General features: G+C 57.0%; 15 protein-coding genes. 9 read left to right on the forward strand and 6 right to left on the reverse strand.

All coding sequences use genetic code 11. The features are described 5' to 3' along the window. The first annotated feature begins 279 nt into the window (after positions 1-279). The gene (locus GKG34_RS06990) at positions 280-1,071 is read left to right on the forward strand and encodes a threonine/serine exporter family protein (protein ID WP_154255868.1); all 792 of its coding nucleotides are present in this window, start codon (positions 280-282) and stop codon (positions 1,069-1,071) included. Then, positions 1,068-1,514 carry a threonine/serine exporter family protein gene (locus GKG34_RS06995; protein WP_005946505.1) on the forward strand — a complete coding sequence of 149 codons (447 nt, stop codon included), beginning with the start codon at positions 1,068-1,070 and terminating at the stop codon, positions 1,512-1,514. Before GKG34_RS06990 ends, GKG34_RS06995 begins: the two co-directional genes overlap by 4 nt. A gap of 236 nt (positions 1,515-1,750) precedes the next feature. Here the strand turns inward: GKG34_RS06995 and GKG34_RS07000 are convergent, their stop codons facing one another. From GKG34_RS07000 to GKG34_RS16050, 3 genes are all read right to left on the reverse strand, one after another. Next, positions 1,751-2,293 carry a twin-arginine translocation signal domain-containing protein gene (locus GKG34_RS07000; RefSeq protein ID WP_154255869.1) on the reverse strand — a complete coding sequence of 181 codons (543 nt, stop codon included), beginning with the start codon at positions 2,291-2,293 and terminating at the stop codon, positions 1,751-1,753. Between the two features lie 219 nt (positions 2,294-2,512). After that, on the reverse strand, positions 2,513-3,061 hold the full coding sequence (locus tag GKG34_RS07005) for a twin-arginine translocation signal domain-containing protein (RefSeq protein WP_154255870.1): 549 nt from the start codon (positions 3,059-3,061) through the stop codon (positions 2,513-2,515). Positions 3,062-3,308: 247 nt separating this feature from the next. Continuing rightward, positions 3,309-3,434: a hypothetical protein gene (locus GKG34_RS16050; RefSeq protein ID WP_279235646.1), complete on the reverse strand. Its 126-nt coding sequence runs from the start codon at positions 3,432-3,434 to the stop codon at positions 3,309-3,311. Positions 3,435-3,613: 179 nt separating this feature from the next. Between GKG34_RS16050 and GKG34_RS07010 the strand changes: the two genes are divergently transcribed. The 5 genes from GKG34_RS07010 to GKG34_RS15655 all read left to right on the forward strand — a co-directional run bounded on the left by GKG34_RS07010 (position 3,614) and on the right by GKG34_RS15655 (position 7,228). Then, positions 3,614-4,189, forward strand: a complete 576-nt coding sequence (locus tag GKG34_RS07010) for a nitroreductase family protein (RefSeq protein WP_044954313.1) — start codon at positions 3,614-3,616, stop codon at positions 4,187-4,189. A 196-nt stretch (positions 4,190-4,385) separates the two neighbouring features. Further along, positions 4,386-5,225, forward strand: coding sequence for an amino acid ABC transporter substrate-binding protein (locus GKG34_RS07015; RefSeq protein ID WP_154255871.1), 840 nt, complete (start codon positions 4,386-4,388; stop codon positions 5,223-5,225). 111 nt (positions 5,226-5,336) lie between these two features. Further along, positions 5,337-6,101, forward strand: coding sequence for an amino acid ABC transporter permease (locus tag GKG34_RS07020; protein ID WP_154255872.1), 765 nt, complete (start codon positions 5,337-5,339; stop codon positions 6,099-6,101). Then, on the forward strand, positions 6,091-6,855 hold the full coding sequence (locus GKG34_RS07025) for an amino acid ABC transporter ATP-binding protein (RefSeq protein WP_347563434.1): 765 nt from the start codon (positions 6,091-6,093) through the stop codon (positions 6,853-6,855). The genes GKG34_RS07020 and GKG34_RS07025 overlap by 11 nt, the downstream gene beginning before the upstream one ends. Positions 6,856-7,090: 235 nt before the next feature. Next, positions 7,091-7,228, forward strand: a complete 138-nt coding sequence (locus tag GKG34_RS15655; RefSeq protein ID WP_005946525.1) for a hypothetical protein — start codon at positions 7,091-7,093, stop codon at positions 7,226-7,228. A 135-nt stretch (positions 7,229-7,363) separates the two neighbouring features. Here the strand turns inward: GKG34_RS15655 and dnaK are convergent, their stop codons facing one another. From dnaK to GKG34_RS07040, 3 genes are all read right to left on the reverse strand, one after another. Next, complete coding sequence (gene dnaK, locus GKG34_RS07030; protein ID WP_044954314.1) at positions 7,364-9,181, reverse strand: molecular chaperone DnaK; 1,818 nt, start codon at positions 9,179-9,181, stop codon at positions 7,364-7,366. Between the two features lie 91 nt (positions 9,182-9,272). Then, complete coding sequence (locus GKG34_RS07035; RefSeq protein WP_005946528.1) at positions 9,273-10,373, reverse strand: SseB family protein; 1,101 nt, start codon at positions 10,371-10,373, stop codon at positions 9,273-9,275. Between the two features lie 165 nt (positions 10,374-10,538). Beyond that, positions 10,539-11,489, reverse strand: coding sequence for a glycosyltransferase family 2 protein (locus tag GKG34_RS07040; RefSeq protein WP_044954315.1), 951 nt, complete (start codon positions 11,487-11,489; stop codon positions 10,539-10,541). A gap of 199 nt (positions 11,490-11,688) precedes the next feature. On the opposite strand from GKG34_RS07040, the gene GKG34_RS07045 reads away from it, so the two are divergent. Further along, on the forward strand, positions 11,689-13,428 hold the full coding sequence (locus GKG34_RS07045; protein ID WP_347474434.1) for an ABC transporter ATP-binding protein: 1,740 nt from the start codon (positions 11,689-11,691) through the stop codon (positions 13,426-13,428). Continuing rightward, positions 13,425-15,200, forward strand: coding sequence for an ABC transporter ATP-binding protein (locus GKG34_RS07050; RefSeq protein ID WP_005946536.1), 1,776 nt, complete (start codon positions 13,425-13,427; stop codon positions 15,198-15,200). The genes GKG34_RS07045 and GKG34_RS07050 overlap by 4 nt, the downstream gene beginning before the upstream one ends. The last annotated feature ends 4 nt before the right edge of the window (positions 15,201-15,204 follow it).

Here is a 15,204-nt window from a genome sequence, read left to right on the forward strand (position 1 = left end):
TAGCGCTCATGCACCTCGCCCGCACAGCTCCGAGACCATTTTCAGCTTCCTGTTTCCTGCCCTTTTCCATCGCCCGGGCTTTCTGGTAAGGATCAATGCGAAGGCCTACTCTTCTCTTCACAGCCATTTTTGTGATATTGCATTTATAATAATCCAATCGACCGGATTTGTCAACACCTACAACGAAGTTTTTTAGTAGGAAATTGCGTTTTTTTATCTTGTGCGCCAGCCGCGGACATGGTAGAATAAGACAGCATTATTTATAAAGGAGGTGCGGCAATGAACAGCCGCGAGGTTTTCCCGGATGAAGAACTGCGCCGCCGCATCATGGATTTTATCATGGCGGCGGGGCAGACACTGCTGGAAAACGGTGCCGAGGTGTTCCGGGTGGAGCAGACCATGGAGATCATGGCCCGGTCGTTCCATCTGCGGGAGTTCCACGTTTATGTGCTGACCAACGGCATCTTTGCCAGTGCGGGCACCGCCGAGATCAGCGAGGTGCGCAACGTGCCCAGCCGTACCACCCATCTGAGCCGGGTGGCGGCGGTGAACGCCCTCTCCCGCGAGATCGCCGAGGGCAATATGACTCTGGACGAGGCCGAGAGCCGCCTTGTGCTGGCACGGCGTATCCCCTTCCCCAAGGACTGGGTGCAGCTGGTCTCCGGCATGTGCGGCGCGTTCTGCTTTGCGCTGATCTTCGGCGGCACACTGCGCAGTGCACTGGCGGCGGCACTGGCAGGCTTTCTTGCCAGCGGCTATTTGCTGCTGTGTGAGCAGCACGAGCTGCCCGGCGGCTTTTGCAAGATCAGCTGTGCTGCACTTATCACGCTGGTGTGCATTCTGGCCTGCCGAATGCTGGGCACACCGGCCAGTCATTCTATTATCGGTTCGCTGATGATCCTGACCCCCGGCATCGCCTTTACCATGGGCATCCGCGACTTTGTGCACGGAGATTACCTCTCCGGCACCATCCGCATGATCGATGCGCTGCTCATTGCAGCCAGCATTGCCATTGGCACCGGCCTTGTGCTGAGCCTTTATACATTCTTTACGGGGGTGGTCGTGGCATGATGTTGACCAGTACACAAATTGGGGAGCTGGCCGCGCAGTTCTTTATTGCCGGCGCAGGCACCCTGAGTTTTGCCGTTCTGTTCGGCTGTCCGCGCAAAAGCCTGCCCTTCTGCGGGCTGGTGGGTGCCGTGGGCTGGTTTGTCTACGAGCTGGCCGTGATGCTGGGGGCAGACAGTGCCGCAGCCTCCCTGCTGGCGGTCATTCCTCTCACCCTGCTCACCCGGGTGTTTGCCATTGTGATTAAAATGCCGGTAACGGTGTTCCTGCTGTCCGGCATCTTCCCGCTGGTGCCCGGCGCTGGCATCTACTACTGCGCCTACTATTTTATACAGGGCAACAATGCGCTGGCCCTTTCCAACGGCATCAGCACCTTTAAAGTAGCCGTTGCGCTGGCCATCGGCATCACGCTGGTGCTGTGTGTGCCGCTGCCGAAGCGGAAGTAACCCCCTCAGGCGCTAACGCGCCAGCTCCCCCCAAGGAAACGCCTATGCCGAGAAGGGAAACTTTCCGGTATAGCCTTAAAGCCGTCCCCTTGGGGAGAATGTAGCAAAGCCGCAGGCTTTGACGGAAGGAGTTGCCCGCAGCCGGAGAATCGGCGAAACTGACTATAAGCACAAAAAGGCGGCAGTCATACGACTGCCGCCTTTTTATACGTTAAGCGCAGATAATACTCAAAGCCTTAATTTTTCTTTGCCTCGACGCGAACGGTATTGTTGCTCCAGTTGATTGTAAACGGACCATCACCCACAACAGTATAAGAATCACCTGCATACTGTTCTGCCACCTTCTTGGTGATAGTCTTCTGGCTTGCATAAACCGTGACGTCCTCAAAGATCATCCGGTCGACTTCCTTGCCGTCAACTACCTCATAGTAGTAGATATCCACCGGCACTTCGATTTCGTCCAGCATCACCTTAATGCCATCTTCACCGGTAGGAAGCTTAGCAATCTTCAGCTCGCCAGTAGAAACGACCTTATAGCCAACCGGGAAGTAATTGCTGGGGATCTCAGACACTTCAACCGTGATCTTATCCTGTGCAACCTTGAGATAGTTCTGGTCACCCACGGTGGCACCGTTGCACATAAAGACGACCTTGACGTCCTTGGTCACAACTTTTTCGATGTCTTCCTTGGAGCAGCCAGCCAGAACACCGGCAGCAGCAACAGCCAGAGTAGCGACACCTGCGCCCTTCAGGAACTGACGACGAGAGATATTAGACATAATAATCAACCTCACAATCTTTTTGCATGCCCCGATCACTTTTTTGTGGAGCCTGCTTTTTCTATATAATACCCTCCCTGGTAACTGTTTGTCAAGTGAAATTTCAACAAAAAAACAACACCAATAGGGCGGAGGCCTTGTTGGCCGCCACCCTGTTGGTGTTGTCTTCTTAAATTTTTAATTTAAAAATTCAAATAATTTTGAAAAATCCGGTTCAGCTTACTTGCGGCTGACGTAGACAGTCACATTCTTAAACTTGTTGATTGCGATATCGCCCAGAGTATCCAGCTTAAAGCCCTTGGGGATTTCCTTCAGCTCACTGGTATTGAATTTGGTTGCACCCTTTTCCACTTCCAGAACTTCGGTGCCGACAGTCTCAGAGCCGTCTACGCCTGCCACCCCACGGTAGTAATAGTTGACAGTGACCTTATCCGTTTCCTTCTTGTCAACCTTGTCAACCGTGAAGGTGACAGTCTGGTTGTCCCAGTCGATGAACTGGTCGCCAACAATACCGACCACATAGCCCTCGGGTGCCTGCACATCGTTAGAGTTCATCTTGGTCTCGGTCAGCTTAACATTCTTGACAACGGTAGTACCGACCTCTTTGCCCTTACGGTCAACGAACTTGACGGTGACGTTCTTAGCAGTCACATCGGGGATAGAAGGGACATCGTTGCCGGAGCAGCCAGCCAGAACACCGGCAGCAGCAACAGCCAGAGCAGCCACACCTGCACCCTTGAGGAACTTACGACGAGAAATGTTAGACATAAGAATCAACCTCACAATCTTTTTTTGGCACGCCCCCATTACTTTTTTTGCGGAGCCTGCTTTTCTTATATAATACCCCCCCCGGTAACCGTTTGTCAAGTGGTTTTTGGCATCTTTTGCCGCCGGATGCAGAAAAAGCGGGAGCAACAAGGAAAAAATCGAGGGTACGGTCAAACCCAGCAGAAAGGGCCGCTGCACATCATTCCGTGCAGGGGCCCTTTCTGTTCACCGTTATTTTCATTCATTCTCAACATGTCTTGTTTTCATCTTCTGTCTGCTCATGTTCCCCTCTTGCCGCCCGCATCAGCCCGGCAAACAAAAAACCCACATTGACCCCTAGAATAAAACCCACGATGCCTGCCGCCAATACCATTGCGCCGCCCCCTTTCTTCTACCATATTTTACCATATATCATTTGTCGGATGCAATTGCAGCCTGTCGCAAAAGGCAAGATCACTGCCCAACGTGCAAGCTTTTTTGCGCCGGAGCGTTGCAAGACTCTGCCGCATCTGCTATACTTTTGACAACACTTATATAAAGGAGGTGCTCTTTATGTCTGTTATGGATACTCTTGTCAGCCGCCGCACCTACCGCCGCTTTGCACAGAAAGCTGTTCCGCAGGATGTGGTGGATGATATCGTCGAGGCCGTCCGCCTGTCCTCCTGCGGAGCCAACCGTCAGGCTGTGCGTCTGGTGGTGGTGAACAAGCCCGAGGCGGTGGCAAAGGTGCAGCCGCTGGTCAAGTGGGCTGCCTATCTGCCGCCGGAGCAGGGCACGCCCAAAGCCGACGAGCTGCCCACCCTGTATGTGGCCGTGGTGCAGGACACTTCCATCCCCGGCGACCTTGCCACCGATACCGGCATCGCCCTTGCCAACATGACCCTTGCCGCATGGGACAAAGGCGTGGGCAGCTGCATCATGGGCGCGATCAACAAGCCTGCCCTCACCGAACTGCTGGGCATTGAAGAACCGCAGAAGCTGGCATTCATGGTGGCGTTCGGCTACCCGGCCCACAAGGCTCACATTGTGCCGCTGACGGCTGAGACCGGCGTAAAATATTATCTGGACGAGAACCGGGATTACTGCGTGCCAAAGCGAAGCAAAGAAGAGATTGCAAAATATCTATAATTTGTATATATACATTTCTTCAACGCATTTTTTGTATAATTGTTTTCAATTCGGTTTCAATTGATGAGATTTTTTGCACAAGTATTGACTTTTCAATTTGTACAATCTATACTAAATTCGTTCGCCAGATGTTCGATGAATCGCATCGTTCTGGCGTACCGCAAAAACATACAGTACATTTGAGGAGTGTTTGAATATGAAAAAGATCTCTCGTCGCAGCTTTCTGGCAGCTGCCGGTCTGTCCGTTGCCGCTCTGGCTCTGACCGCCTGCGGTGGTTCTTCCGCAAGCACCGCTTCCTCCGTGGCAAGCTCTGCTGCTTCTTCTGAAGCTGCTTCCACCAGCGCTGCCGCTGGCGAGCTGACCACCGTTGAGGCCGGCAAGCTGACCATGGCCACCAACGCCACCTTCCCTCCCTACGAGATGACCACCGACGCCGGTGACATCGAGGGCATCGACGTGGAGACCGCTCAGGCCATTGCCGACAAGCTGGGTCTGGAGCTGCAGATCGACGACATGGACTTTGACGCTGCGCTGCTGAGCGTGCAGCAGGGCAAGGCCGACATCGTTATGGCCGGTGTGACCGTGACCGACGAGCGCAAGGCTGTGATGGACTTCTCCGACAGCTACGCTACCGGCATCCAGTCCATCATCGTGCCCGAAGGCTCCGACATTGCATCTCCCGATGATCTGGCGGGCAAGAAGATCGGCACTCAGCGCGGCACCACCGGTTACATCTACTGCACCGATGATTTCGGCGAGGACGCTGTGGTGGCTTACGACAGCGGTCTGACCGCTGTGCAGGCCCTGAACAATGGTCAGGTGGACGCTGTGGTCATCGACAACGCTCCCGCCAAGGAGTATGTGGCTGCCAACCCCGGCCTGAAGGTGCTGGAGACCAGCTACGCCGAGGAGGATTACGCCATCGGCATGGCAAAGGGTTCTTCTCTGGAAGATGTCGTCAACGCCGCTCTGGAAGAGCTGAAGGCTGACGGCACCCTGCAGTCCATCGTGGACAAGTACATCACCGCTGAATAATCAGCTGGCTGATAACGGAACCACGGGGAGGCAGCCCCAACTGGGGTACCTCCCCTTTTTTGGAAAAATAAGGTTACAAAATTCTAACAAAACAGGAAAGTGAGGATGCGAATGGCTGCTCAATACGAACTGCTCAAAGAGCTGCTCAACGGCGGTACGAAGCTCAGCTTCGGGCAGGAATTTTTCTTTAAGTTTTATCAGGCGTTCATCCTGAAAGACCGCTGGCTCCAGTATGTCAGCGGTGTGGGCACCACCCTGCTGGTCACAGCTCTCGCGCTGGCGCTGGGCATCGTGCTGGGCAGCGTGGTAGCTCTGGTGCGTGTGGCACACGACCAGCAGCGCCCCGGCCACAAGAACCCGGTGCTGGGCTTCTTCAACATCATCTGCGAAATTTACACCACCATCATCCGCGGCACGCCTATGATGGTGCAGCTGCTCATCATGAGCATGGTCATTTTTGCCAACAGCCGCAACTTTACCATGGTAGGTGCGCTGGCACTGGGCATCAACTCCGGTGCTTATGTTTCGGAGATCATCCGCGGCGGTCTGATGGCCGTTGACCCCGGCCAGATGGAGGCCGGCCGCAGCCTTGGTTTGAACTACATGACCACCATGGTGGTCATCATCATCCCGCAGGCCATCCGTGCGGTGCTGCCTGCTCTGGGCAACGAGTTCATCGTCCTGCTGAAGGATACCTCCCTGATCACGGTCATCGGCGGCAAGGAGCTGCTGTACGCCGCACAGGGCATCATGAACCGCACCTACGAGCCCATGTTCCCGTTGCTGGGCGATGCACTGATCTACCTTGTGCTGGTCATGCTGTTCACCCGTCTGCTGGCAAAGTTTGAGAGGAGGCTGGCTCAAAGTGACCGATAAAATTCTGGAAGTCCGCGGCCTGACAAAAACCTACGGCGGCGAAAAGAAGCCGGGCGCAAAGCTGCCCACCCCCACTCTGGACGTGCTGAAGGGCATTGACATCGACATCTACCGCGGCGATGTGGTCTGCCTGATCGGACCCTCCGGCTGCGGAAAATCCACCTTTCTGCGCTGCCTGAACCGCTTGGAGATTCCCACCTCCGGCTCCATCAAGTTTGAAGGGGTGGAGGTGGACGATGCCCACATCGACGCTGTGCGCCAGAAGATGGGCATGGTGTTCCAGCACTTCAACCTCTTCCCCCACCTGACCGTGAAGAAGAACCTGGAATTGGCCCCCAGTCTGCTCAAGCTGAAGGACAAGGAAGCCATTTCCCAGCGCGCCGACGAGCTGCTGGCCCGTGTGGGTCTGGCCGACAAGGCCAACGTCTACCCCAAGAGCCTGTCCGGCGGCCAGCAGCAGCGCATTGCCATTGCCCGTGCCCTTGCCATGGATCCGGACGTGATCCTGTTCGACGAGCCCACCAGCGCCCTCGACCCCGAAATGGTGGGCGAGGTTCTGGAACTGATGAAGGAGCTGGCCCACACCGGCATCACCATGCTGGTGGTCACCCACGAAATGGGCTTTGCCCGCGAGGTGTCCAACCGCGTCATCTTCATCGACGACGGCAAGATCCAGGAGGACGAGCCGCCGCAGGAACTGTTCACGAATCCGAAGCATCCCAGACTGAAAGCATTCCTTTCCAAGATGCTGTAAGGCTTTTTCCACATAGAAAACGCTCCGCTGTGCAAAACACAGCGGAGCGTTTTGTTGTACTTCGTCAAAAATTATGGTATAATGCAAATAAGGCGCTGATTGCAAAATTGGTGGTCATGCTTTCTATCCCGTATCGCTGCTTCTTTTCACATAGAACGAAGCAGAGGTTCCGGGAGGAAACTTTTTTGGGGAAGTACCCTGCCCGGAGCCTTGAAGGCGAAGGGAGGGATATCGGATGACTCTGTTGGAAACTCTCGCACTGCTTACGTTCATTCTCACGCTGCTGGGTCTGATCGTGGATGTGATCCGCCTGACCGTCGAGGTTATGGCAAAGTTTTCCCAGACGAAAAGCGATGATAACAAAAAAGATTGACCGCCTACAGTTACCAGCCGAGCGGTCAATCTTTTTGACTAACGGGATGGAAAGCTGACCTTTGCAGTCAGCGCCCCTTCTGTTTGTAGTATAACTTTTTTCTGTCGCTCTGTCAAGGGCGACCTTTTTTACGTGTTACAGATTATTTTCTCCGTTTCCGCTTTCGCCCTGCTCGCTGGTATACAGCACCATCAGATGGTTTGCGCTCTCTTCCAGCTGGGTCTTGGCCTGACGGAGATTGGCTTCCTCGTTTTCATTCATCTTTTCCGGCTTATCCTTGCGCAGGCAGCGGCGGAGGTTGGCGAGGTCGGTTTTGATGCGGTTCTTCTCGTCCTTGTCCAGCTCCTTTTTGCATTTGGAAAGAGCCTCGTCCACCTTGTAGGCCAGCACCTCGGCCTGATTGTGCAGGTCCAGCCGCTCCTTGCGGCGGCTGTCCTCGGCCTCGTAGGCGGCAGCGTCTGCCATGGCGCGCTGGATCTCATTTTCCGAAAGGTTGGTGCTGCCGGTAATGGTGATGTTCTGCTCCCGGCCGGTGCCAAGGTCCTTGGCAGATACCTTCACCACGCCGTTCACGTCGATATCGAAGGTAACTTCGATCTGCGGTTTGGAGGAGAAGCTTGCCCGGATGCCGGTGAGCTTGAATTTGCCCAGACTCTTGTTGTCGCGGGCAAAGTGGCGCTCGCCCTGCAGCACGTTGATCTCCACACTGGTCTGCATGGGCCGTGCGGTGGTGAAGATCTGGCTCTTGCGGGTGGGGATCATGCTGTTGCGGGTGATCAGCGGGGTGGCCACGCCGCCCAGCGTCTCAATGGAGAGGGTCAGCGGGGTCACATCCATCAGCACAAGGCCCTGCGCGGCTGCGCCGGTGGCACCGGCCAGCTTGCCGCCGCCCTGCAGCAGACCGCCCTGCACAGCCGCACCCATGGCAACACACTCGTCCGGGTTCAGGCTGTGGCTGGGTTCGCAGCCCAGCAGCTCCTTCACCTGACGCTCCACCGCAGGCATCCGGGTGCTGCCGCCCACCAGCAGCACCTTGCCCAGCTGGCTGGCAGAAATGCCTGCATCCCGCAGCGCATTCTGCACGGGAGCCACTGTGCGGGCCAGCAGGTCGCCGGTCATCATCTCAAACTGCGGGCGGGAAAGCGAGATATCCAAGTGGTGAGGGCCGTCCTTGCCCACTGCGATAAAGGGCAGGTTCAGCTGTGCCGACGGCGCGGCAGAAAGCTCCTTCTTTGCCTTTTCGGCTTCCTCTTTCAGCCGGCCCATAGCTGCCGGGTCGCGGGAGAGGTCGATGCGATCCGACTTTTTGAACTCGGCCACGGCATATTCCACGATGCGCTGATCGAAGTCGTCACCGCCCAGATGGGTGTCGCCGCCGGTGGCAAGCACCGTAAAGGTCCCGTCCTCGATCTCGATGATGGACACATCAAAGGTGCCGCCGCCGAGGTCGTAGACGAGGATCTTCTGCGCCGCTTCGTTATCCAAACCATAGGCCACAGCGGCAGCAGTAGGCTCGTTGATGATGCGCAGCACGTTCAGGCCTGCAATGCGGCCTGCATCCTGCGTAGCCTTGCGCTGGCTGTCGTCGAAGTAGGCGGGCACCGTGATGACCGCTTCGGTCACCGGCTCGCCCAGATAGCTCTCGGCATCGCGGCGGATCTTGGCCAAGATCATGGCGCTGATCTCCTGCGGGGTCAGGTCTTTGCCGTCGATGTGCACCCGGTAGTCACTGCCCATATGGCGCTTGATGCTGGAGATGGTGCGCCCGGAATTTGTGGCGATCTGTCGCTTGGCCGCGCCGCCCACCAGACGTTCACCATCCTTCGTGAAGGCCACAACGCTGGGGGTAGTGCGCTCACCCTCCGCATTGGTGATGACCACGGGCTTGCCGCCCTCCACCACTGCCACACAGGAATTGGTCGTGCCGAGATCGATGCCGATTACTTTGCTCATACTGTCTGTTTCCTCTCCGGTGCTGTGCATCTTGGGCGCAGCTCTTCAAATCATTTCCGAGTATATCTTACCGTCCCGATATGACGATTTTTTAGTCCAATTGTAAAGATTCCATGTCGTAAGCTGTGGCTCGGGCAGGCAGTTCACTGGTCAGTTCCCGGATGAGCTGGTCGGCTTCGGCCAGCCACTGCTCTGCGTCCGGCTCGTGCTCACGGGCCTTGATGGAAAAGCCCTGCCTTGCTTCTGCGGCCAGTGCCAGCGCCTTTTTGCGGCTGGTGTAGCGCGTTTCGGTCTGGGCCACACGCAGGCACACCTGCGGAGTGTACTCGATATCCGGCATATGGGCTGCGTTGGCGCGGGCACGGCGGTAATACAAAAGTGCCCGGCCATTGTCGCCCCGGGCAGCGCAGTCATCGCCCAGTGCAATGTTGGATAAGATCTCGCCGCTGTCCGCTGCTTCCTTCCACATGCGGCGGGCCTCGGCACGGTTCGTGCGGGTGCCGCGGCCCTTATAAATACAGTCTGCCAGCAGGGCAAGTCCCATGGTGCTGCCAAGCTCGGCTGCTTTTTCAAAGCATTCCACAGCCTGCGCCCAGTTGCCCTTGCGGGCGGCTTCCTTTCCGGCATCCGCTTTCTCATCACCGGGGTCTTCCGGCGTATGGCCCGCGTGCAGCAAACCGTTGAGCAGAGCGCCGTCCAGCGTAGCCGAGTGGCTCCACGGGTCCAGCACCACGCCGTCGATCCCCTCAGTGGAAAGGGCCAGCTCCATGGCATCCTGCAGGGTGTAATCTGCCATTGGCCGGGCAGAAGTGCTGCGGTCGGCGCAGGCCGCAGCTGCAGAGGTAAACATAGGCAGCCATGTGCGGCCCTTCTCGTTGCGCAGGGTCCACAACTGCAGGTCCTTAGCCTTTGCCGTGGGCACCGGATGCTCCGTCCACGGTGCAGGCGTGTTGTGCACCGTCAGTGCCGTGCGCAGCGGCACCAGAACATGGGTCTCCATTTCCAGTGCATAGTTCAAAGCGCCCATCAGCGTCCAGAAGCTTTCTTCGTTCTGGCCTTTATATAAATTTTCCACTGCCTGCTCAAAGGCCGGGCAGCCGGTGCCCGCCGGGCTGTAGGCCGGAGCGTTCTGCCGATGCTTGCGGGTGCCCACCGGGCGCAGCCGGATGCCGCCGTCTTGTCTTTTTGCCATCTGCTCACCATTCTTCCAGTTTCTAGTCAATTTTTAGTATAGCAGGAAATGGCTTTGGGTACAACGCCTATCTGTATGTATCCATTTTTCCCTGCTCAAAAAAAGCGGGGTGCCAGATCAGCGTCTTCTGGCACCCCGTTAAAAAAACATTTTTCCTGAAACGCCTTATTCCGCGTCCAGATCTTCTTCGGTCTCAGCAGCAATATAGATCGGTCTGTGCTTTGTTTCAAGATATGTTTTGGCAAGGTACTCGCCCGCAATGCCCGTACACAGCAGCTGCACACCACTGCACAAAAGGATGATGCAGACAAGGCTCGGCCAGCCGGAAGTAGGGTCGCCGAACATCAGTGCACGCACCACCACGATTATGATGCCTACAAACGCCAATACGCAAAAGGCAAGGCCAAGGCCCGCCGCCATCAGCAGCGGAGCTGTGGAAAAGCCCACAATGCCTTCGATCGAATATTTGAGCAGACCCCAGAAGTTCCACTTTGTTGTGCCCGCCACACGCTCTACGTTTTTGTAGTCGATCCACTTTGTTTTAAAGCCGACCCAGCTGAAAATGCCCTTGCTGAAGCGGTTATATTCCGCCATGCTCAGCACAGCATCAGTCATTTTGCGGCTCATCAGGCGGAAGTCTCTTGCTCCATCCACGATCTCTGTATCCGAGAGCTTATTGATGATCTGATAAAACTTTTTGGCAAACCAGCTGCGAACGGGCGGTTCACCCTCGCGTGTCGTGCGGCGGGTGGCCGCGCAGTCATATTCGCCGGAGAGCAGCAGCTCCAGCATTTCCGGCAGCAGCGAGGGCGGGTCCTGCAGATCCGCATCCATCGTTGCTACATAATCGCCCTTTGCCGCTTTTAATCCGGCATAAATGCCTGCTTCCTTGCCAAAGTTCCGGCTGAAGGAGATGTACCGCACACGGGCATCTTTCCGGTGCAATTCCCGCGCGATCTGCAGTGTGTGGTCTTTTGAGCCGTCATCCACAAAGATGAACTCAAAATCTGCTCCGTGGGATATTCCCATCTGCTGTGCGATCTTGCTGGCCTCTTTATAAAAAATGGGAAGTGATTCTTCCTCATTGTAGCACGGAACGACCAAACTTATCAGCATTCCTGTTTCCCCTTTTGTGCAATATTTAAAATCATTGTAGCATACCCCCACCCTGGTTTCAACCGTTTTCGGCATTTTGCCCGGCGGTTTTCAGCACACTTTTGCAATAAAAACATTTTCTATGGCTTTTTAAGTTTTTGTACGCTATAATAAGTAGGATTTCATAAACCTTATAATGCAAGAAAGAAGGAGTATCGCCTTGAACAAGATGCTAGGCTATCTGAAGGACTACAAGCGCGAGAGCGTGCTTGCGCCCCTTTTCAAGATGCTGGAAGCCACGTTCGACCTGTTCGTGCCGCTGGTCATGGCGGATATCGTGAACATCGGCATTGCCGCCCACGACTTCCACTATATTCTTGTGCGGTGCGGCATTTTGCTGCTGCTGGCCATGATCGGCCTTGCCTGCAGCCTGACGGCACAGTATTTTTCCGCAAAGGCGGCCGTGGGCTATTCCACAGCTCTGCGCCACGCCCTGTTTGAGCACATCCAGACCCTGAGCTTTACCGAGATGGACACCCTCGGCACCAGCACCCTGATCACCCGTATGACCAGCGACGTGAATCAGGTGCAGAGCGGCCTGAACCTGTTTTTACGCCTGTTCCTGCGCAGCCCGTTCGTGGTGATCGGTGCCATGGTCATGGCCTTTACGGTGAATTCCCGTGCAGCGCTGATCTTTGTAGTGACCATCCCGCTGCTGAGCGTGGTGGTGTTCGGCATCATGGCTGCTACCCGGCCCCTGTACAAGACGGTACAGAATCGCCTTGACCGGGTGCTGGGCCTGACCCGCGAAAACCTGACCGGCGTGCGCGTGGTGCGCGCCTTTGATAAGGAAAAGAGCGAGGTAGAGCGCTTTGAGAATGCCAACGACCTGCTGACCAAGATGCAGCTCCATGTAGGCCATATCTCTGCCCTGATGAACCCGCTGACCTATGTGCTCATCAACATTGCCATTGTGGCGCTGCTATATGTGGGCAGCATTGAGATCAATGTGGGTGGCATGGCTTCCGGCGACGTGATCGCGCTGGTGAACTACATGAACCAGATCCTTGTGGAGCTGGTCAAGCTGGCAAACCTGATCGTGCAGGTGAGCAAGGCGCTGGCCTGCGCAGGCCGCGTGCAGGCTGTGCTGGACACCACGCCCGGCATGGCCTTCCCGGAAAAGCTTCTGGGCGAGGTGCCCGCCGAAAAATCCGGCGATGCCGTGCGCTTTGAGCATGTAAGCCTGACCTATGCGGGTGCCGGTGCACCCAGCCTTTCCGACATCAGCTTCACTGCAAAGCGCGGCCAGACCATTGGTGTCATCGGCGGTACCGGCAGCGGCAAATCCAGCCTTGTCAACCTGATTCCCCGCTTCTACGATGCCACCGAGGGCACGGTGGAGATCATGGGCCGCGATGCCCGGAACTATCCCCGTGAAGAACTGCGCGGCAAGGCAGCCATGGTCATGCAGAAGGCCCAGCTCTTTGGCGGCACCATCCGCTCCAACCTGCTGTGGGGCAACAAGAATGCCACCGATGCGGACCTGTGGGCCGCACTGGAAACAGCACAGGCTGCGGAGTTCGTCAAAGCCAAGCCCCTTGGGCTGGACGAGCCTGTGGAGCAGGGCGGTCGCAACCTGTCCGGCGGACAGAAGCAGCGCCTGACCATCGCCCGCGCCCTTGTGGGTAAGCCGGAAATTCTGATCCTTGACGACAGCGCCAGCGCACTGGACTACGCCACCGATGCCGCCCTGCGCAAGGCACTGGCTGCTCTGCCCGGCAGCCTGACCGTGTTCATCGTGAGCCAGCGCGCCGCCAGCCTGCAGTACGCGGATCAAATTCTGGTGCTGGACGACGGCCATCTGGTGGGCATCGGCACCCACGACCAGCTGCGCCAGACCTGCCCCGTCTACGAGGAGATCTACGAGAGCCAGTTCAAGAAAGGGGATGCGCAGAAATGAGTGCAAAAGCAAAAACAAAGCTGACCCCGCAGCAGCGCAAGGCCACCTTGACCCGTGTTCTAGGCAAAATCAAACCTTATTCCCTGTTTGTGGTGTGCAGCCTTGTGGTGGCCGCTGTGAGCGTGGGCGCGCAGCTGTATATCCCCATCCTCTGCGGCAGCGCCATTGATATGATGCTGGGCAAGGGTGCCGTAGATTTTGGCGGTGTGATGCGCATTATCATCGAGGTGCTGGTGGTTGCCGGTGTGGCCGCTCTTGCACAGTGGCTGCTGAGCGTGTGCAACAACCGCATCACCTTCCTTGTCAGCCGCGACCTGCGCAACGAAGCCCTGCGCAAAATTCAGACCCTGCCGCTTTCCTACCTCGACAGCCATCCCTCCGGCGATATCGTCAGCCGCATGGTGGCCGATGTGGATACCTTTGCGGACGGCCTGCTGATGGGCTTTACACAGCTGTTCAGCGGCGTTCTGACCATCCTCGGCACCCTGCTGTTCATGCTCAGCGAGAATGTGCCCATCACGCTGGTGGTGGTGTGCATCACCCCGCTGAGCCTCGTGGTGGCAAGCTTCCTTGCCAAGCGCAGCTATGGTTACTTCCAGAGCCAGAGCGCCGTGCGCGGCGAGCAGACCGCGCTGGTCAACGAGATGATCGAGGGCCAGAAGGTGGTGCAGGCCTTCGGCCACGAGGCCGAGAGCCTTACCGCCTTTGACGAGGTGAATGGCCGTCTGCAGGACGTGAGCCTGAAGGCCATCTTCTTTTCCAGCCTGACCAACCCCGCCACCCGCTTTGTGAATAACATCGTGTACGCAGGCGTGGGCCTTGTGGGTGCCGTGTACGCGGTGCGGGGCGGCATCACCATCGGCCAGCTGAGCGTGTTTTTGAGCTACGCCAACCAGTACACCAAGCCCTTCAACGAAATCTCCGGCGTGGTGACGGAGCTGCAGAATGCCCTGGCCTGCGCCGCCCGCGTGTTCGAGCTGCTGGATGCCGACGATCAGGTGCCGGAAGTCGAGAACGCCCCCGTGCTGCAGCCGGACGGCCATGTGCAGCTGGAGGATGTTTCCTTCCGCTACCTGCCCGACCGCCCGCTGATCGAGGGCCTTTCCCTCGACGTAAAGCCCGGCCAGCGCATCGCCATCGTCGGCCCTACCGGCTGCGGCAAGACCACCCTCATCAACCTGCTCATGCGCTTCTATGATGTGAACGGCGGTTCCATCAAGGTGTCCGGCACCGACATCCGGGATGTGACCCGCGCTTCCCTGCGCGGCAGCTACGGCATGGTGCTGCAGGATACATGGCTGCGGGCCGGTACCGTGCGGGAAAACATTGCCTACGGCAAGCCGGATGCAAGCCTTGAAGAGATCGTGGCAGCAGCCAAAGCCGCCCATGCAGACAGCTTTATCCGCCGCCTGCCGGAGGGCTACGACACCGTTATCGCCGAGGACGGCGGCAACATCAGTCAGGGCCAGAAGCAGCTGCTGTGCATTGCCCGCGTGATGCTCTGCCTGCCGCCGATGCTGATCCTGGACGAAGCAACATCCTCCATCGATACCCGCACTGAGGTGCGTATCCAGAAAGCTTTTGCCCGCATGATGCAGGGCCGTACCAGCTTTATTGTGGCGCACCGCCTTTCCACCATCCGCGAGGCGGACGTGATCCTTGTGATGAAGGACGGCCACATTGTGGAGCAGGGCAGCCACGACGAGCTGCTTGCTGCAAACGGCTTCTACGCCAAGCTCTACAACAGCCAGTTCGAGGGCGTGGAGACCTGAGAGT

Source organism: Faecalibacterium sp. BIOML-A4 (genome assembly GCF_009679665.1).
Taxonomy (GTDB): domain Bacteria; phylum Bacillota; class Clostridia; order Oscillospirales; family Ruminococcaceae; genus Faecalibacterium; species Faecalibacterium taiwanense.